At 58.9% G+C, this 17444-nt stretch carries 19 protein-coding genes and 1 tRNA gene; 9 read left to right on the top strand and 11 right to left on the bottom strand.

What is annotated here, in order from left to right:
* Positions 1-46: 46 nt before the first annotated feature.
* Entirely contained in the window at positions 47-811 is a 765-nt protein-coding gene (gene cobS, locus Q1A06_RS01045; protein ID WP_299557767.1) for an adenosylcobinamide-GDP ribazoletransferase, read from the top strand.
* A gap of 63 nt (positions 812-874) precedes the next feature.
* Here cobS and Q1A06_RS01040 read toward each other — a convergent pair whose 3' ends face one another.
* From Q1A06_RS01040 to Q1A06_RS01020, 5 genes are all read right to left on the bottom strand, one after another.
* Positions 875-1387, bottom strand: coding sequence for a CarD family transcriptional regulator (locus Q1A06_RS01040; RefSeq protein ID WP_299557765.1), 513 nt, complete (start codon positions 1385-1387; stop codon positions 875-877).
* Positions 1388-1669: 282 nt separating this feature from the next.
* Positions 1670-2005, bottom strand: coding sequence for a ferredoxin FdxA (gene fdxA, locus Q1A06_RS01035; protein ID WP_299557763.1), 336 nt, complete (start codon positions 2003-2005; stop codon positions 1670-1672).
* Between the two features lie 52 nt (positions 2006-2057).
* Positions 2058-2447, bottom strand: a complete 390-nt coding sequence (locus Q1A06_RS01030) for an RNA-binding S4 domain-containing protein (protein ID WP_299557761.1) — start codon at positions 2445-2447, stop codon at positions 2058-2060.
* Between the two features lie 12 nt (positions 2448-2459).
* Positions 2460-5279 carry a helicase-related protein gene (locus tag Q1A06_RS01025; RefSeq protein WP_299558845.1) on the bottom strand — a complete coding sequence of 940 codons (2820 nt, stop codon included), beginning with the start codon at positions 5277-5279 and terminating at the stop codon, positions 2460-2462.
* 93 nt (positions 5280-5372) lie between these two features.
* Positions 5373-5930 (bottom strand): tetratricopeptide repeat protein, encoded by a 558-nt coding sequence (locus Q1A06_RS01020; RefSeq protein ID WP_299557759.1) that lies wholly within the window; start codon positions 5928-5930, stop codon positions 5373-5375.
* Between the two features lie 76 nt (positions 5931-6006).
* Between Q1A06_RS01020 and Q1A06_RS01015 the strand changes: the two genes are divergently transcribed.
* The 5 genes from Q1A06_RS01015 (at position 6007) to Q1A06_RS00995 (ending at position 11833) form a co-directional block, all read left to right on the top strand.
* On the top strand, positions 6007-6297 hold the full coding sequence (locus tag Q1A06_RS01015; protein WP_299557757.1) for an SCP2 sterol-binding domain-containing protein: 291 nt from the start codon (positions 6007-6009) through the stop codon (positions 6295-6297).
* A 12-nt stretch (positions 6298-6309) separates the two neighbouring features.
* Positions 6310-7257: an alpha/beta hydrolase gene (locus Q1A06_RS01010; protein WP_299557755.1), complete on the top strand. Its 948-nt coding sequence runs from the start codon at positions 6310-6312 to the stop codon at positions 7255-7257.
* 56 nt (positions 7258-7313) lie between these two features.
* Positions 7314-8339, top strand: coding sequence for a ligase-associated DNA damage response exonuclease (locus Q1A06_RS01005; RefSeq protein WP_299557753.1), 1026 nt, complete (start codon positions 7314-7316; stop codon positions 8337-8339).
* Positions 8336-9934, top strand: coding sequence for an ATP-dependent DNA ligase (locus Q1A06_RS01000; RefSeq protein WP_299557751.1), 1599 nt, complete (start codon positions 8336-8338; stop codon positions 9932-9934). Before Q1A06_RS01005 ends, Q1A06_RS01000 begins: the two co-directional genes overlap by 4 nt.
* Positions 9935-10012: 78 nt before the next feature.
* Complete coding sequence (locus Q1A06_RS00995; protein ID WP_299557749.1) at positions 10013-11833, top strand: M3 family oligoendopeptidase; 1821 nt, start codon at positions 10013-10015, stop codon at positions 11831-11833.
* A gap of 1287 nt (positions 11834-13120) precedes the next feature.
* On the opposite strand, the gene Q1A06_RS00990 is transcribed toward Q1A06_RS00995, so the two are convergent.
* From Q1A06_RS00990 to Q1A06_RS00980, 3 genes are all read right to left on the bottom strand, one after another.
* Positions 13121-13390: a DksA/TraR family C4-type zinc finger protein gene (locus Q1A06_RS00990; protein ID WP_299557747.1), complete on the bottom strand. Its 270-nt coding sequence runs from the start codon at positions 13388-13390 to the stop codon at positions 13121-13123.
* 144 nt (positions 13391-13534) lie between these two features.
* The gene (gene rpoH, locus Q1A06_RS00985; protein WP_299557745.1) at positions 13535-14437 is read right to left on the bottom strand and encodes an RNA polymerase sigma factor RpoH; all 903 of its coding nucleotides are present in this window, start codon (positions 14435-14437) and stop codon (positions 13535-13537) included.
* 195 nt (positions 14438-14632) lie between these two features.
* Positions 14633-15667 (bottom strand): RluA family pseudouridine synthase, encoded by a 1035-nt coding sequence (locus Q1A06_RS00980; protein WP_299557744.1) that lies wholly within the window; start codon positions 15665-15667, stop codon positions 14633-14635.
* Between Q1A06_RS00980 and Q1A06_RS00975 the strand changes: the two genes are divergently transcribed.
* The gene (locus Q1A06_RS00975; protein WP_299557742.1) at positions 15666-15959 is read left to right on the top strand and encodes a DUF6476 family protein; all 294 of its coding nucleotides are present in this window, start codon (positions 15666-15668) and stop codon (positions 15957-15959) included. The genes Q1A06_RS00980 and Q1A06_RS00975 overlap by 2 nt on opposite strands.
* A 29-nt stretch (positions 15960-15988) precedes the next feature.
* Here Q1A06_RS00975 and Q1A06_RS00970 read toward each other — a convergent pair.
* Positions 15989-16065 (bottom strand) — tRNA-His (locus tag Q1A06_RS00970).
* 63 nt (positions 16066-16128) lie between these two features.
* Positions 16129-16431, bottom strand: coding sequence for a GNAT family N-acetyltransferase (locus tag Q1A06_RS00965; RefSeq protein WP_366523478.1), 303 nt, complete (start codon positions 16429-16431; stop codon positions 16129-16131).
* A gap of 29 nt (positions 16432-16460) precedes the next feature.
* Between Q1A06_RS00965 and Q1A06_RS00960 the strand changes: the two genes are divergently transcribed.
* Complete coding sequence (locus Q1A06_RS00960; protein ID WP_299558878.1) at positions 16461-16697, top strand: hypothetical protein; 237 nt, start codon at positions 16461-16463, stop codon at positions 16695-16697.
* Positions 16694-16894, top strand: a complete 201-nt coding sequence (locus Q1A06_RS00955; protein WP_299557740.1) for a DUF6324 family protein — start codon at positions 16694-16696, stop codon at positions 16892-16894. Before Q1A06_RS00960 ends, Q1A06_RS00955 begins: the two co-directional genes overlap by 4 nt.
* Here Q1A06_RS00955 and Q1A06_RS00950 read toward each other — a convergent pair.
* A complete protein-coding gene (locus Q1A06_RS00950) occupies positions 16891-17349 on the bottom strand; it encodes an MmcB family DNA repair protein (protein ID WP_299557738.1) in 459 nt (152 codons plus the stop codon). The genes Q1A06_RS00955 and Q1A06_RS00950 overlap by 4 nt on opposite strands.
* Between the last annotated feature and the right edge of the window lie 95 nt (positions 17350-17444).

The following is a 17444-nucleotide window of genomic DNA, read 5'->3' as shown; positions in this document are numbered from 1 at the left end:
GTTTACTCAATGCACGTCTGCTCACAAGCACGGAACGGACACGCGCATGAGAAAAATCAACGCTTTGCAAGCTGCCAAGACTGATATTTGGCTGGCGGCAGTCCTGCTGACACGGTTGCCGCTGCCGCATTTGCCGCGCACGGCCTTCGACAACAGTACGCGCGCAGTCTGGGCCTATCCGCTCGTCGGTGCAGTAGTCGGTTTGGCGAGTGCGCTAGCCGGACAAGCGGCGTTGCTGATGGGTTTGCCTGCAACTGCGGCGGCTGCCATTTCGCTGGGGTGCATGATGTTGTTGACCGGGGCGATGCACGAGGACGGTCTTGCAGATCTCTTCGACGGGTTCTGGGGGGCCACCACGCCGGAGCGCCGCCTGCAGATCATGCGCGACAGTCAAATCGGCACCTACGGAACACTCGCATTGGTCATGGTGACAGTACTGCGGTGGAGCGCATTGACAGTCCTTTTGCCGCACGGAATCACGGTGATAATCGTGGCCTCCGCCCTGTCGCGCGCGATGATGGCACCGCTGATGTCGTTCCTTCCGTACGCGCGCCGCGACGGGCTTGCCCACAGCGTTGGCCGGCCAAGCGCGTCGATGGCATTCGGGACCCTTGCTGTCGGCACAGGCATCGGGGTGCTGGCGACAGGCGGCTTCGCCATCCTTGGACTGGCGTCTGTGATCGTGGTCGCAGCCGTCATCGCAGGTATCGCAAGACGGAAGATCAAAGGGCATACCGGAGATGTCTTGGGCGCAGTGCAACAACTGACCGAAACAGCTGTGCTGCTGACCGGCACGGCGCTTATTCTGTAACGAAAAACCGTGCGCATCGCTGCGCACGGAGAATGTGGAGAATATCAGATATCCTCGGACCGGTCAGGCTGCAACGCGACTTTCCAGAACGTCACCGACCTGTTTGGCGGCGGCCAACTCGTCACCACCCGAAACAGCGGCCACTTCACGTGTCAGCCTTTCCAGTGCCGCCTCGTACAGCTGCCGCTCTGAGTAGGATTGTTCACGCTGGTCGTCCGTACGGTGCAGATCGCGCACCACTTCGGCAATCGCGATCAAATCCCCGGAATTGATCTTCTGTTCATATTCCTGTGCCCTGCGCGACCACATCGCCCGCTTGACCTTGGCCTTGCCCTTGAGCGTCTTCATGGCGTGAGTGATTACATCGGGCGAGCTGAGTGCGCGCATTCCGATTTCGGTCGCCTTGTGTGTAGGCACCCGCAATGTCATCTTGTCCTTCTCGAACGAGATAACGAACAGTTCCAGCTTGATGCCCGCGACCTCCTGCTCCTCGACAGAGACGATCTGCCCGACGCCGTGCGCGGGATAAACAACGAATTCATTCGGGCGGAATTCAAGCTTTTTGGATTTGGTCATACGTTTCAGGCTCCTAAGCGGTCCGACCTATTTCAGGAAGGCACGCAAAAACACGCAAGTTGTCAGACCAATGGTCCGAGAGACGTGCGCTATTATTGATTATTCAGATATGCCGTGGCTGTGCGGCAAGATGCTTATGGTCATTATTTGATGTCATTGCAGACAGCATACCACAAAAAACCTCTCCGTGAAAGTGGACCTAGGGTCATCACGGAGAAGTCAGAGCAATAACAACTCATTAGCAAGTTTCGACGCCGAATAATCGCGCCAATGGCTGGCGAATCAGCCGCCTTCGCCGGGGGCTTCGGAAAACAGATCGATCTTGCCATCCTTCCCGTCCATTTCATCGGCGGAAGGAAGCGGGTCTTTCTTCGTGATGATGACCGGCCAAAGCTCGGAATACTTGCGGTTGAACTCGACCCATTTCTCCATGTCCGGTTCGGTGTCGGGTCGGATCGCATCCGCCGGGCATTCGGGCTCGCAGACGCCGCAGTCAATGCATTCGTCTGGATGAATGACGAGCATGTTCTCGCCTTCATAGAAACAGTCCACCGGGCAGACTTCGACGCAGTCGGTGTATTTGCAAGCGATGCAGGCGTCATTCACGATATAGGTCATGGATATGTCTCTATAAGCTCGATTTGCGACCTTGCTAATTCAGCCGCCCGGATCATTCAAGGTGGCGCGCCTTAGAAAGATCCAGCATCCGACGATCACGCTTCGTAGGTCGCCCCTTGCCTTCAAAAGCGGGATTATGTGTGCTTTGGTCGTTCGATTTACGTACGGGCGGGGAAAGATCGCTATAGAGTGCCTGCGCTTCGGGCGCCGGACCGCGCCTGACCCCACACGCCTCTATCCGGATGACACGGACATGGTCGTCTTTCGGAAAGGTCAGCGTATCGCCAGCCTTCACTGTCGCGCTACGTTTTGCCGCAGGTGTCCCGTTGATCCGAACGGCCCCCGACGCGACGACTGTTGCCGCCAAAGACCGCGTCTTGAAGAAGCGGGCGAACCATAACCATTTATCGAGGCGCAGTTTCTGATCAGGTGTGGCCGTCACTCGTCTGAGCCGTCACTTGTCTGACTTGAGCCCCATCAGGGCCGCAGCAAACGGATTATCGGGATCAATCTGTTTCTCTTTCTTCGCTGGCCGAGAAGAGAAGTTCTGCGATTTATTCGGCTTATCGCCCGCACGCGTTGCAGGTTTCTTGCCGCGCGCGCCGGGCTTGCCCTTGCCCCTTGGCCGCTCGCTGCCCGATTGCCTGCGCGGCTGACGTGCCCAGGTAAACGTATAGAACGTCTCCATTTCTGCGCCAGCGATGTCCGCGTCAGGCGCTGTACCTTGCGGTACTTCCGTCTCCGAAACTGCATCGACACCCGGACCGACCTTTGCTTCGTCCGTCGGCTCCTCTGCGATCGGTGCTACGCCGTCATCCAAGATAGCGGCTGTATTTTCGGGAACATCAGCAGGCGGTACGCTGCTCGGATCTTCGATGATACCACCGGCCGCAGGTGCATCCGCAACGTCCATCACAGGCGTCGTGTCGGTCACGTCCTTCGCGGCTTCCGGTATCACTTCGGCTACCGTCTTTACCTTGGCCCGCTCACCCTTCTCGGCGGCATAACCCAACCCCTGCATCAGGTCGGCGAATTGCTCAAGCGTGGTGCCCGAAATAGAGAGCATATCCGCTTTGGCTTCGAACCCGCTGCGCGAATCTTCGGCACGCAGCATGTCGGCCAACCGCTCCAGCATATCGATCCGGATCGCCCGCGTCCCAGATTTGCGATAGCCCGACATCGTATCGGCCCCCGCAGGTGCGCCCGCATCAGAGGGTATGGTGACCAAACCGGGTGGTGGGGATTCAGGGAACTCACCAAGGTTCTGCTGCAACGACCACAAGACAAGCCGCAGCCGGGTCGGAGCGGGTTTTAGCAAAGCAGGCATGAAAATCGTGTATTGTCCGAAACGAATGCCGTGCTTGCGCAACGCGCCGCGCGCTTCCTGATCAAGTGCCTTGACGTCTTCGGCCACGTCCGCACGGGCGATAATCCCGAAGTTTTCGACCAGACGGAACGCAAACCCCCGTGCGAGGCCGCTCAAGGTCTCGTCCTTCTGCAAAGCGATCAACGGCTCAAAAAGGGCCGCAATCTTGCGCTCGACAAAATGTTGCAAGCGACGTTGCACCTTCTGCGCTACTTCTGGCCCGGCCACGTCATCAACGAAAACCTCAACGGTTGGCTTGAGACCGTCCGATCCCGCGACCAGCTTGCCCACGGCGGACTTGGCCCACATCAGGCCGCCCTGCTCGGTAAAGTCGATCTCGGTATCCGGTGCGTTATAGAACCGATCCGCGCGCAGATGGAACTGCGGGGCAAGTGCCTGCAACGCAGCTGTCTTGATCGTTTTACTCTCCGCCGACCCGGCCCCTTTGTCAGCGCGGAAACGGAAACCGTCCAACTTGCCTACAAATTCGCCTTCAACGGTTACTTCACCGGTCTCGTTTACTTCGGCCACCATGGCTTCCTTTTGTCCCAGCCGGCGCAAAAGCACGGATGTGCGCCGATCTACAAATCTCTGGGTCAGACGTTCGTGCAAGGCGTCCGACAATCTGTCTTCTACGATACGGGCCTGTCCGCGCCAATGGCTTTCATCACTTGTCCAGCCTTTGCGCTGGGTGACATAGGTCCACGTGCGGATAAACGCCAATCGCTTTGACAACGCATCAATGTCGCCATCGGTTCGATCGATGCGCTTAATTTGTCGCGCAAGCCAATCATCGGGAATACTACCACGTTGATGGAGATAATTGAATATCGTTTCCAGAAGGCCCGCGTGCTCGGCATGGCTGATGCCGCGAAAATCGGGAATCCGGCATACATCCCACAATAGACGCACCGAAGGCCCATCCGTACAACGCGCCGCAATCTCGGCGTCATCCGATAGTGCCTTGAGCGCACGCAGATCGTCCGCCTCGCGCGCTTTGACCAGACGCTCGTGATCGGGGGATTGTTCGAGCGTCATGATCAATCGGTCGATTGACCCGAACTGCAACGCAGGGTTGCGCCAGTTGATCTTGTTCTGTGGCGTAAAACTGTGGTCCATGATGGCGCGTGCCACCCCGTCGTCCAGCGGTCGCGCATCGCCCGTCACGCCGAAAGTACCGCTTTTGAAACCGCGTCCGGCCCGTCCGGCAATCTGTGCGAGTTCGTTGGGCGCGAGCGGGCGCATGCGACGCCCGTCAAATTTCGACAGAGCCGAGAAGGCGACATGATCAACATCCAGATTGAGACCCATCCCGATGGCGTCTGTCGCCACCAGAAAATCGACCTCGCCGTTCTGGTACATATCGACCTGCGCGTTGCGCGTACGCGGGCTCAATGCCCCCATCACAACCGCTGCACCGCCCTTCTGACGACGGATCAGCTCTGCAATGGCATATACATTTTCAACCGAAAAACCAACGATTGCGCTGCGCGGGCGCATGCGACTTATCTTTTTCTGACCTGAGTAGATCAATTCCGACATCCGCTCGCGACGAACGAATTGCGCTTCGGGCACCAGCGCGGCAATCGTCCCACGCATCGTATCGGACCCCATGAACAAGGTTTCGTGCAGGCCCCGCATCCGCATCAAACGATCCGTGAACACATGACCGCGCTCGGGATCTGCGCACAGCTGTATCTCGTCGACCGCGGCGAAATCAGCGCCCATGCCTTCGGGCATCGCCTCCACCGTACAGACCCAATACTGTGTGCGCGGCGGGACGATCCGTTCTTCTCCGGTGACCAAAGCCACAACCGATGGCCCCCGCGCCGCGACGATCCGGTCATAAACCTCGCGCGCAAGCAGTCGCAGCGGCAGACCGATCACACCGGTCCGGTGCCCCAGCATCCGCTCTATCGCATAGGTTGTTTTGCCTGTGTTGGTCGGGCCCAAAACGGCCACAACCCTTCCTTGCGTCTGCACCGCAACATCCTTCCCGGATCAGAGCGTCCGCCCGATCCCGTCGCGCCTGAGGCTTTCGAGCGCCTTGGTTGCATTTTCGTGGTGCGGGTGCAACGCCAGAACGCGACGGTACAAGTCCGCCGCACGTCGTGTTCTGCCGAACTCTTCGAACAGAGTGCCAAGACCGAAAATCGCGTTGAAATTATCGGGATTGAGCGACAGCGCGGTTTCAAGATCATCTACCGCGGGACCGTACAACTCGGCGCGGAAATATGCGGTGGCGCGGGCGTGAAAGCCTTCGGCAAAGCCGGGTGCGTGATCGGTCAACGCTGTGAAGTGGTCGATTGCCAGATCAAAATCGCCCTTCGCCATCGCGGCCCGTCCCCGACGCAACAACAGATCCATCGCGGCAGAGCCCGATTTCGACCAAGCGCGCTCCAGATCCCGTTCAGCCGCCCGGGACTGTTCAGGCGACGCTGTCCGCAGGTTTTCCAACAGGTCTGACGTGCCTTCCTGCGCGCCTGCGGGACCGCAGAGCAACAAAGCCGCACCAAGTGCCGCGACGGTATGTTTGAGGTTGACGGGGTCTATACGCATAACAAGACTGAATGTAACAGGTGGACGCCCGATTTCCAGAGAGGTCTGTCACCATTTGCCAAAAAAAGGGCTGAAGATGAGCGATATTGTAGACGAAGCTGTCGTCGTGCTGAACGAAAAGATGGCTGGCGAAAGCATTGGCGGCACTGCAAAGTTTGACATTGAAGGCGAAGGTGCCGTGATGATTGACGATGCAGGCGCGCGTGCCGCAAATGAAGAAGCCGATGTAACCCTTTCTGCCGACGCGGAAACATTTCAGGGCATCATGGATGGCAGCACCAACGCGACGGCCGCGTTCATGTCCGGCCAACTCAAGGTAGACGGCGATATGGGCCTCGCGATGAAGCTTGCCGCGGCGCTTGCCTGATACCGGACCGAAATGACCCTCGCGCCAGCTCCTTTATATAGCGACGTACATCCCGGACCGCCGAATGGGGAGGCTTTTTGGACCGACACATCGGACGCAAGACGGTTGCGGCTCGGGCTATGGAGGGTGCCGGACGCGCGGGGCACTGTTCTGCTTTTTCCCGGTCGGACCGAATACATCGAGAAATACGGGCTCGCAGCGTCGGAATTCGCCGCACGCGGGTTCGGCACTCTTGCGATCGACTGGCGTGGCCAGGGCCTGTCTGACCGTCTGTTCGATGACCCGCTGACCGGTCATGTCGACGCTTTCTCCGATTATCAAAAGGACGTGGCATCCATGATGCGCGCGGCGCGGCAACTGAACCTCCCGCGGCCCTTCTTCCTTGTTGCGCATTCGATGGGCGGATGTATCGGCCTGCGGGCAGTCATGGAAGGTCTCGCCGTGCAGGCGGCAGCGTTTACAGGGCCGATGTGGGGCATCTACATGAGTCCCCACATGCGCGTACCTGCGCAAATTCTCAGCACCCTGATGCCAAGGATTCACAAGGGGCATCTGCTACCCTTCGGCACCAAGCGCGAACCCTATGTCCTGACGGAACCCTTCGACAACAACCTGCTTACGACCGATCCCGAAATGTATGATATGATGCGCGATCAGATCATCGCCCATCCCGACCTACAACTCGGTGGTCCCAGCTATGTCTGGCTGCGCGAGGCCTTGGCCGAAACAAAGCATCTGGCAAGCCGCGCGGCGCCCAGTCTGCCCAGTATCACGTTTGTCGGCAGCAACGAGCGTATCGTCGATGTGCCGCGCATCCACAACCGGATGGAAAACTGGAAAGGTGGGCAGATCAGGGTGATCGACGGTGGCGAGCACGAGGTTCTGATGGACTTGCCTGCCATTCGTGATCCGATCTTTGACGAGATGGTCGCCTTGTTTCTCAACACGACCACAGTTTGACCGCCATAATGCCGCCCATCGCTGGCAAACAGCCGGCGCGCCCCTAAATCAGCATAATGCGCCATGAACCTGTTCTGACATTCACGCCGAAAGGCATCTATTGCGCCGCCGGAGATTTCTACATTGATCCGTGGCAACGCGTCGACCGCGCGTTGATCACGCATGGTCACGCCGACCACGCGCGCGGAGGTATGGGGCGATACCTTGCCACGCACGATGCGCTGCCCGTGATGCGCCACAGATTGGGCGAGATCAACGCGGAGGGCATCGCATACGGCGAGCGGCTTACCATTGGCGGTGCGGTCGTGTCATTTCATCCGGCGGGGCATGTGCCCGGTTCGGCGCAGATCAGGGTCGAAGTCGCTGGCCAAATCTGGGTCGCCTCGGGGGATTACAAGGTCATTGATGACGGACTGTCCGCCCCGTTCGAGCCCCTACCCTGTCATCACTTCATTACTGAAAGCACATTCGGCCTTCCGGTTTTTCGGTGGGAGCCGCAAGAGACGGTCGCGAGGCAGATCAACGACTGGTGGCGGACCTGCGCCTCCGACGGCAAAACAGCGATCCTCGGCGCCTACTCTCTAGGCAAGGCGCAGCGCCTTTTATCGATGCTTGCGCCGGAAATCGGTCCCATCCTGTGCCATACGGCCATTGAAAATACCAATGCGGTATTGCGCGATCAGGGCTTTGCCTTGCCCGACACCATCCTTGCGGACAAGGACGCAACAGCAAAGACACATCCCGGCGCGATCGTCGTGGCACCGCCATCCGCGCTCGGCTCCGCATGGTCCAAAAAGTTCGGACGACAGGAAAGCGGGTTCGCGTCGGGTTGGATGGCCATGCGCGGTGTCCGCAGGCGCCGTGCCGGAGACCGTGGATTCATAATCTCGGATCATGCGGACTGGGCCGGTCTGCTGTGGGCCATCAGAGAAACAAAGGCAGAAAATATATACGTCACGCACGGTTATACGGAAATCTTCTCGCGATACCTCAACGAAAACGGATGGAATGCACAGGTGGTCCCGACGCAGTTCGAAGGTGAAAGCCTGGAGGCGTCCGACGAGCGGGACAACGCCGCATGAAACAATTCGCCAGCCTGTTCAGCACCATCGATCAAAGCACCAAGACTACGGTCAAGGTGAACGCCCTGACCGCGTACTTCAACGCGGCCGACGATATCGACAAGTTGTGGACCATCGCATTATTCTCCGGCCGCAGGCCCAAGCGCGCCGTGACGACGACGCGTCTGCGGGAATGGGGTGCCGAGGTTGCGGGTATCCCGCTGTGGCTGTTCGAGGAATGCTATCCCATCGTCGGCGATCTTGCCGAGACGATCGCGCTGGTCCTGCCGCCGAACGAGACGCGCGATAACCGATCAATCTCGCAATGGATCAATAACTTGCGAGAGGTTTATAAGGCGGATGACGAAGCCAAGAAAGCGTTTGTACTGGATGCATGGGCGCGGCTTGGCGGGACCGAGCGGTTCATTTTCAACAAGCTGATCACTGGCGGTATGCGTGTCGGTGTAAGCCAGAAACTGATGACCCGTGCCCTTGCCCGCGCCACAGACCGGGACGAAGCGGAGATGGCGCACCGTCTGATGGGCAACTGGCACCCCGACGATACAACTTGGCACGCCTTGATCGAGGCAGAGGATGCAAGCGCGGACGCCTCGCGGCCTTATCCATTCTACCTGGCCTACGCCCTGGAGAACGGCCCCGAGCATCTGAAGGCACCGGCGGACTGGCGCGCGGAGTGGAAATGGGACGGAATCCGCGGCCAGTTGATCGTGCGGGACGGCGCGCATTTTGTCTGGTCGCGTGGCGAAGAATTGATGACGGACCGGTTTCCCGAGCTTGCCCGCGCGGTTGATTTCCTGCCTAACGGCACCGTGCTCGACGGCGAATTGCTGGTCTGGCAAGATGGTGCCGATGCGCCGGACAGTTTCAACAAGCTACAGGCGCGCATCGGGCGCAAGACTGTACCGAAAAAGCTGTTGAAGGACGCGCCGGTGCTTCTGCACGCCTATGATCTGTTGGAGTGGGAAGGCGAAGACATCCGGCAAGCGCCGTTCAAGGAACGACGCGCTTTGCTGGAAAAAGCCTGTGCAGATTTGCCACCGGATGCGCCGATACGGCTTTCTCCGCAGCTGGACTTTAACGGATGGGATGATTTGCATAGCTTTCGCGACGGCGCACGCGACGCGCAAGCGGAAGGTTTGATGCTCAAACGTGCGGACAGCCCGTATCTGGCGGGGCGCAAGAAGGGTGACTGGTGGAAATGGAAGCTGGCGCCACTGACCATCGACGCTGTCATGATCTATGCGCAGTCGGGGTCGGGACGACGGGCGAACCTGTTTACCGATTTCACCTTTGCGGTGCGTGACGGCCCTGATCTGGTTCCTTTCACAAAAGCCTATTCCGGTCTGACCGACGCTGAGTTCCGCAAGATTACGGCGTGGGTCCGCAAGAACACACTTCAGCGTTTCGGGCCGGTACGCCAAGTCAAACCGCATCACGTCTTCGAAATCGCCTTTGAGGGAATACAAGCCAGCCCGCGTCATAAATCGGGCGTCGCGCTGCGATTCCCGCGCATGCTCCGTTGGCGGCACGACAAACCCCTTGAAGAAGCCAACACGCTTGAGGATCTCAACGAGATGCTGCGGATTTACGGATAGCAGGTATCGCACCTTGCCGCGCGTGGCACACGCGCTTACCTATACCGGAACACTTGAAAAGACCCCAAAGGATAGACCATGATCAAGCTTCCCTTCGCCGTCCGCGATGCCAATGCCAGTGGCGTGGACACGCCCTTCGGCGATCTACCGGAATGGAATCTCGACGATCTTTATACGGGCGAAAACGCCGCCGAGCTGAAGCGCGATCTTGATTGGCTTGAAGAGGCCTGTGCCAGTTTCGCCGCCGATTACGAGGGCAAACTGGCGGATCTGAATGCCGCGGAGTTTTTGAATTGCGTGTTGCGCAACGAAAAAATCAACCAGGTCGCCGGACGGATCATGTCGTTCGCCGGCCTGCGCTATTACCAACTGACCACCGATGCCGGCCGCACGAAGTTCATGTCGGACATGCAGGAAAAGATTACGAATTTCACGACGCCGCTGGTATTTTTCACGCTGGAACTGAATCGCCTTGCGGATGATCATCTTGACAAGTTGCTATCCCGAAATGCCGATCTTGCACGGTATAAACCTGTGTTCGACCGCATCCGCGCGATGAAGCCGTATCAACTTAGCGACGAGATGGAGAAATTTCTTCACGATCTGGGCGTGGTCGGGGATGCGTGGGAGCGGCTGTTCGACGAAACTATTGCCGGTCTGGAATTCAATGTGGACGGCGAGGTGCTCGGCATCGAGGGGACGTTGAACCTGTTGACGGACCCCGACCGCGCCAAACGCGAAGCCGGGGCACGCGAGCTTGCGACGGTTTTCCAAAACAACGTCAAGACGTTCGCACGGGTCCACAATACACAGACCAAAGAGAAAGAAGTTCTGGACCGGTGGCGCGGCATGGAGACGGCCCAGACCGGTCGGCACCTGTCCAACGACGTCGAACCCGAAGTGGTCGAGGCGCTGCGTAATGCGGTCGTCAGAGCTTATCCCAAGCTGTCGCACCGCTACTACGCGCTCAAGCGCAAGTGGCTGGGTGTCGACAAGATGCAGGTTTGGGACCGCAACGCGCCACTGCCCATGGAAGACCCCAAAACCGTCGACTGGCCAACCGCCGAAAAGACCGTGATGGAAGCGTATACCGCGTTTGATCCGCGCATGGGTGAATTGGCCACGCCGTTCTTTCGCGACGGCTGGATCGACGCAGGTGTAAAGCCCGGCAAGGCGCCCGGCGCTTTCGCTCATCCCACGGTCACCAATGTGCATCCGTATGTGATGCTCAACTATCTTGGAAAACCCCGTGACGTCATGACCCTAGCGCATGAATTGGGGCACGGCGTCCATCAGGTGCTGGCGGCAAATCAAGGCGAAATGCTGTCTTCCACCCCGCTGACGCTGGCCGAAACCGCAAGTGTGTTCGGTGAGATGCTGACCTTTCGCAAGATGCTTGAGGGCGCAAGGACGCAAAATGAACGCAAGGTGTTGCTGGCGGGCAAGGTTGAGGACATGATCAATACCGTTGTCCGGCAGATCGCCTTTTACGATTTCGAATGCAAGCTGCATGCCGCGCGCCGCAGCGGGGAATTGACGCCGGATGACATCAACGCGCTGTGGATGTCCGTGCAGGCCGAAAGCCTTGGGCCGGAATTCGAATTTATGGAAGGGTACGAGACGTTTTGGGCGTACATCCCCCACTTCGTCCACTCCCCGTTCTACGTCTACGCCTATGCCTTCGGCGATGGTCTCGTGAACGCGCTTTACGCCGTCTATGAAGAAGGCAAGCCAGGGTTCGAGGACAAATACTTCGACATGCTCAAGGCAGGCGGATCGAAACACCACAAGGAACTGCTGGCTCCCTTTGGTCTCGATGCGTCTGATCCGGCATTCTGGGACAAGGGCCTCGCGATGATCTCCGGTTTCATCGACGAACTGGAAGCGATGGAGGACTGACGCGGTAGCTTTCGTGCCATGCCCTAAATCCACGCCGGGCCGCAGATGGTCCGGCGTCAAACGCGTTTGTGGCCGCTATCGCTGTCGCGGCGCGAAAAGCTCGAGCACAAGCGGATGGGAAATTTAGGTTAGGTGGAGACGGCATGGCCGCCAGCCGAATATCTTCGCGCGAGCAGACGGATCATAACCATATCGTCGGCTTCCGCAGTCAGCACAGACCGTACACCAAGCCGCGCGCATAGGGCATCGAAGCTTCTTCACACCGGATCTTTAAGCGCAGGCACGATAATCGGATCGTCGCCCAGCAGCTTGCAGGCATCGGACCGGCGATGACCTCACAATGATGCTGATCGGCTGTTCTGTCATGGAAGTGCACGGCAATTGGGGCAAGTTCATCTGCGACCAAATTGCGGCTGGTCGGCACTTAATTTAGGGTCAGCAGTTCGCCCCATGCAGTTGCCCGATGTATATTTCACAGCGAAACATCAGTTCGACCTGCTGCCTACCCGCCAGAAGCCGCAGGCACTTGATCTGGAAATTGCGGGGCAGCAGGACAAGCGCGCCGATACGCAGCAGCCGCGGTCCTGTTGCCGGTCCAGGCGAGCGACGTGATCCAGTACGACGGCGCATGGATCGTCAGCAGCTAGTCTCTGTACCCATGTCGGCTGTTTCATCCCGCTCGCCCCGAGGTACGATTGGCGACCTAGACGAAATACGTTACGCAGGAGAAAGCGCGCGCAATTGGCCTTAGGGGAGATCTCATTTTCGGCGAAGTCTTAAAGTTCATCGAGGCGGCCGGACCGGTCCGCTTTGCAAAGCTGGTCCGCGACGGATCTTGCCTTTCGCCCCGATTCCCGGCCTCTCCCCTCTGAACCGCGCTTCGATAGTGGTTTCGCTCTGCGGGACAAGATTGCGGTGGTAGCAAGCTTTCGCACAATATGACGGGGGCATCGGTGTTATGGACAGTAACGGCGGGATATGCGTATCAGTCTGCCCTCGCATTACTCATTACGGCACCAGCTTCATCTATGGACGGTTGCGTTTGTCAGTTTGTGCAGAGCTACGGCGCAGACTGTGCGTGAGACCCTGGATTGTCATCCGGAAATGTATGATCACTTGGACCACGGTTGACTGCATTCGCGTCTCTGCGAACAGGACGCTACTGCAGGATGGTCCGAAAGAGACCTGCCTTAAAGATCCTTCGCAGATAGCCATACCATGATGCATGACACGGTATCATCTGACCTGTCCTATCCGCTGCGCGACCGGTCGCGCGGGACGGGCCCATTACTTCAACTGACTGTCCTTAGAGCCGCGTCTGTTGATACCCCCGCGGAAAGCTTGCTTCTGGTCGCGTTCCCGAACGCAGTCGATACACAGCTTTACGCCCGGCAAGGCACGTCGACGTGCTTCGGGGATCGGCTCCTCACACTCTGCGCAATGCGTCAGGCTCTCGCCCGTGGGGGCACGCCGCGATTTGAGGCGTGCCAATTCATCGTTTATCGACGCTTCAATCTGCTCAGATACCGCGCCGTCCCTTGCCCATCCACCGGCCATGTCGACCTGCCTCCGCTAGTGATACCGTCTGGGTGCAATTCATTACCAGGCCCAAAGGTTCCCGTGTGGCGTGTCCGCCTCGTCGAAGACTGCAAAAAAGCGGCTTCCCAAGTGTGAGGTCCGCACTTTCCACAACACTCTCAATCAAGCATCCTCGGACGTCGCCATACCCTTCGCCTTGGCAAGCGACCGCATTTCGTCCTGTAGTTTTTCGAACGCGCGCACTTCGATCTGACGAATCCGCTCCCTGCTCACGCCGTATTGTGACGAAAGATCCTCAAGCGTAATGGTCTCGTCGCTGAGCCGTCTCTGGGTCAGAATGTCTTTCTCCCGGTCGTTCAGCACACCCAATGCCTCGGCGAGCATCTCACGGCGCGTTTCAAGCTCGTCACGCTCCGCATAATCACCGGCCTGATCAGCATCTTCGTCTTCAAGCCAGTCCTGCCATTGCATGGTGCCTTCGCCTTCGGATCCGACGGTAGCGTTCAGCGACGCATCCCCGCCCGACATCCGTCGGTTCATCGATATCACTTCCGCTTCGGTCACGCCCAGCTGGGTGGCGATCGTCGCTACGTTCTCCGGTCGCAAATCGCCTTCTTCCAAGGCGCCGATCTTGTTCTTGGCCTTGCGAAGATTGAAAAACAGCTTTTTCTGACCCGATGTTGTGCCAAGCTTGACCAAGGACCACGAGCGTAGGATGTACTCCTGAATAGAGGCGCGGATCCACCACATGGCATAGGTCGCAAGCCGAAACCCCTTTTCGGGATCGAACCGCTTGACCGCCTGCATGAGGCCGACATTCGCCTCAGAAATCACTTCGGCCTGCGGCAGGCCGTAGCCGCGGTAGCCCATTGCGATCTTTGCGGCGAGACGCAGGTGCGACGTCACCATCTTGTGGGCAGCCTCGGTGTCCTGTTCTTCGACCCACCGCTTCGCCAGCATATATTCCTCTTCGGGTTCCAGCAGGGGAAATTTGCGGATCTCCTGCATATACCGGTTCAGACCGCCTTCCGGCGTCGGGGCTGGCAGATTTGCATAGTTCGCCATGTTCAAGTCCCTTTCCCTGATCTAGGTGCGCATGTTACTGAGCTTAACATATGATATGGGTTCGTCGCATCACAGTTACAAGAAGCACCCGAACTGTTCTGTTTTCATTGGTACAACGCCACGCCCCGTAAAACGATCCATCGCGCAACACACCATTTCGTGCGCGATGTGACAGTGCAACCGAACATCGAAACACTAGCCCTGAACCGAAGACAGGGCCGCTAGCAGATCCGCCATATCGGAAGGAAGCGGCGATTCGAAGCGCATGGCCTCGGCGGTAACGGGATGCACGAAACCCAGAACCGCCGCATGCAGTGCCTGGCGCAGGAATGCCTTTACCGCGTCGGCGACCGCTTCCGGCAGCGCCACCTTGGCCAGTTTGCGCGTACCGCCATATGTCGGATCACCGACGAGGCCGTGCCCGGCGTGGGCCATATGCACCCGGATCTGGTGGGTCCGCCCCGTTTCCAGCCAGCATTCCATCAAAGCCAGCACCGGCGGCGTGCCGTAGCGGGCGATGGTGCGTGCCCGCGTCACTGCATGACGACCGCCCTGAAACAGAACAGCCTGCCGCTGCCGGTCGGTCTTGTGGCGGGCGAGCTGTGTCGTCAGCTTGAGAATATTGCCGGGCTCGAAACTGGTGCCCCGCACACCGCGCAAGCGAGGATCATTGGCATCCGGTACGCCGTAGACCAGTGCCTGGTAATAGCGCTCCACGGTGTGCGCCTCGAATTGCTTTGCAAGGCCGTGATGCGCCGCGTCGGATTTGGCAACGACCAGCAGGCCGGATGTCTCCTTGTCGATCCGGTGGACAATGCCGGGGCGCTTCATCCCCCCCACACCGGACAAGTCATCACCACAATGCGCCAGCAGGGCATTGACCAGCGTGCCCGATGGCGATCCGGGTGCGGGATGCACCACCATGCCCGCAGGCTTGTCGATCACGATCAGATCCGCATCCTCGTACACAACCTCCAGTGCGATATCTTCCGGCAGGATATGGCTTTGTTCCGCATCCTCCACGTCGATGTCGATCTTGGCCCCGGCGGCCACGACGGCGCGGGGGTCGCGGGTGATCTCTTCGTTTACCATGACCGCCCCGCGCTCGATCAGCTTGCCAAGCCGTGTGCGCGACAAGGACGCCTCCTCTGGCACATCGCGGGCAAGCGCCTTATCAAGGCGCGGCGGCGGCATGTCCGCCAGAATGAATGTGATACGGCGGTGCGACATGGACGATCTTCCTGAACCGGGCAGCTTACGCTTCTTGCGGCGGCTGGTGACGGTGCTGACAGCAGTTATGATTTGCGGCGTCGTACTCGTTATCGGTCTGCTTGTCACCCGCCTGAACCGCGACACGCCGGTATTGCCGTCAGAGATCGCGCTACCGGACGGCGCGCGCGCGCAGGCGTTCACCCAAGGGGGCACCTGGTATGCGGTGGTGACAGACAGGGACCAGATCCTGATTTTCGACCGGCTTACAGGCGCTTTGCGTCAAACCGTCGACGTCACGGCAGACAAATAGAAACGGGTTTCCGGCGACGGGGGTTTTGATGGTACCGCCTCCCCGGCTTGAACGGGGGACCCCTGGTTCCACAAACCAGTGCTCTAACCAACTGAGCTAAGGCGGCACACACGGAGGATTTAGCCGCCCAGTCTGGGGATTGCAACCCTTTTGACCTGACGAAAATCGTTCAGAATGAAATGGTGTATGTCTGTTCGACGTTGGGCCTGCCAAAGGCCAAGACCGGGTTTTCGGACAACAGACGCCAGCCGTTGCGACGGTAGAGCGCGCAGGCGGCCGCGTGACTTTTGTAGGTCCACAGCTGCATACCCTGATACCCGCGCCCGCGCGCGAACTCCGTGCAGGTGTCGAGCAATCTCCGGCCAAGGCCGGTGCCGCGCGCCTCGGGCACCAAAAGAAACAGCCGCAGTTTCGCCCGCGTCTCGTCCAGCCGGACGCAAAATATCGAGCCCAGCCGCCTGCCCCCTGCCATACGATCCACCCTGCTTCATCGGACGGATCATGGTCGGCAAGATAGGCATCGACGATTTGCGCCACCAGCGCACCAAAGCTCGCATCGAAGTCTTCCTCGCGGGCATAATGATCCGAATGATTGGCCACCAGCCAATCGCGGTCGTTCGCCTCAAAGGGATGCAGTTCGATCTCCGTCATGGCGAACCCTACCGCTGGATCGTCTTGCCTTTCAACCGGCGCGGCGGTAGCGATACCTACCGTAAGACCGTAAGGACCCCGCCATGAGCATCAACGACGAACGCGACATCGAAGCAAACCTTCAGATCGGCCCTACCGAATTGGGCATGGTACGTCTCTTCATCGAAGGCGCCGGCATTGAGATCCCGATGGATTTTACGCCCGAAGAGGCGACCGAAATCGCCGAAGAGATCATGGCCGCAGCGTCCCGCGCGGCCCAGATGGGCGGCAAGAAAAGGCGCTAATCCCACTCCGGGTGCATGTCCGGGTCGCGCATCAGCTGCAGTCTGCGCGCTGCGGTAGCGGCAAACTTCTGGACGACGACCTTGCGCCGAGCGGGTGCCAGCTTGGCTTGCGGTCCCATGCGCAAGATCTCTGCCTGGTAGCCGTCTGCGATGATCAACCCCTGGTCATCGGGCAACAGTTCCGTCGGGAACTCTTCGTCCACTGCGAAAAAGAAACGGTCCGCCCATTCGAGGTAGTTCTGCCATTTGCTGTCGGAGGTGAAATCCGCACGGCTTGATTTGCACTCCACGACCCAGACCTCACCCTTCGGGCCCAGCGCCATGACATCCACCCGCAATCCGCGCGCGGGCACAAGCTCTTCTACGCAGGCAAAGCCATGCGAGGCCAGATGGCGGGACACGCCACGCTGCAGAAGCTGGCCGGGTTGGTAGGTTTGGACTATCGCGTCGTTCATGGCGTCAATATGAACATTTCATGAACACGCGCAAGCCCCTGTGCCGTGTCTTGGCGATTTGCCTGCGCCACCCTATCTTGAGCAAAGACAAGCAA

Source organism: uncultured Sulfitobacter sp. (assembly GCF_947497275.1).
In the GTDB taxonomy this organism is placed as follows: domain Bacteria; phylum Pseudomonadota; class Alphaproteobacteria; order Rhodobacterales; family Rhodobacteraceae; genus Sulfitobacter.
This window is presented reverse-complemented; position numbering and strand designations above follow the sequence as displayed.

What these genes read in the sequence shown, in the direction of transcription:
- Q1A06_RS00990 (WP_299557747.1), bottom strand. Translation starts at nt 13,390, where the DNA reads ATGGCCGGTGGATGGGCAAGGGACGGCGCGGTATCTGAGCAGATTGAA.
- Q1A06_RS01000 (WP_299557751.1), top strand. Translation starts at nt 8,336, where the DNA reads ATGAAACAATTCGCCAGCCTGTTCAGCACCATCGATCAAAGCACCAAG.
- Q1A06_RS00980 (WP_299557744.1), bottom strand. Translation starts at nt 15,667, where the DNA reads ATGTCGCACCGCCGTATCACATTCATTCTGGCGGACATGCCGCCGCCG.
- Q1A06_RS00995 (WP_299557749.1), top strand. Translation starts at nt 10,013, where the DNA reads ATGATCAAGCTTCCCTTCGCCGTCCGCGATGCCAATGCCAGTGGCGTG.
- Q1A06_RS00965 (WP_366523478.1), bottom strand. Translation starts at nt 16,431, where the DNA reads ATGGCAGGGGGCAGGCGGCTGGGCTCGATATTTTGCGTCCGGCTGGAC.
- Q1A06_RS01020 (WP_299557759.1), bottom strand. Translation starts at nt 5,930, where the DNA reads ATGCGTATAGACCCCGTCAACCTCAAACATACCGTCGCGGCACTTGGT.
- Q1A06_RS01010 (WP_299557755.1), top strand. Translation starts at nt 6,310, where the DNA reads ATGACCCTCGCGCCAGCTCCTTTATATAGCGACGTACATCCCGGACCG.
- Q1A06_RS00955 (WP_299557740.1), top strand. Translation starts at nt 16,694, where the DNA reads ATGAGCATCAACGACGAACGCGACATCGAAGCAAACCTTCAGATCGGC.
- cobS (WP_299557767.1), top strand. Translation starts at nt 47, where the DNA reads ATGAGAAAAATCAACGCTTTGCAAGCTGCCAAGACTGATATTTGGCTG.
- Q1A06_RS00975 (WP_299557742.1), top strand. Translation starts at nt 15,666, where the DNA reads ATGGACGATCTTCCTGAACCGGGCAGCTTACGCTTCTTGCGGCGGCTG.
- fdxA (WP_299557763.1), bottom strand. Translation starts at nt 2,005, where the DNA reads ATGACCTATATCGTGAATGACGCCTGCATCGCTTGCAAATACACCGAC.
- Q1A06_RS01025 (WP_299558845.1), bottom strand. Translation starts at nt 5,279, where the DNA reads ATGCTGGGGCACCGGACCGGTGTGATCGGTCTGCCGCTGCGACTGCTT.
- rpoH (WP_299557745.1), bottom strand. Translation starts at nt 14,437, where the DNA reads ATGGCGAACTATGCAAATCTGCCAGCCCCGACGCCGGAAGGCGGTCTG.
- Q1A06_RS00960 (WP_299558878.1), top strand. Translation starts at nt 16,461, where the DNA reads ATGGTCGGCAAGATAGGCATCGACGATTTGCGCCACCAGCGCACCAAA.
- Q1A06_RS01005 (WP_299557753.1), top strand. Translation starts at nt 7,314, where the DNA reads ATGCGCCATGAACCTGTTCTGACATTCACGCCGAAAGGCATCTATTGC.
- Q1A06_RS01040 (WP_299557765.1), bottom strand. Translation starts at nt 1,387, where the DNA reads ATGACCAAATCCAAAAAGCTTGAATTCCGCCCGAATGAATTCGTTGTT.
- Q1A06_RS01015 (WP_299557757.1), top strand. Translation starts at nt 6,007, where the DNA reads ATGAGCGATATTGTAGACGAAGCTGTCGTCGTGCTGAACGAAAAGATG.
- Q1A06_RS00950 (WP_299557738.1), bottom strand. Translation starts at nt 17,349, where the DNA reads ATGAACGACGCGATAGTCCAAACCTACCAACCCGGCCAGCTTCTGCAG.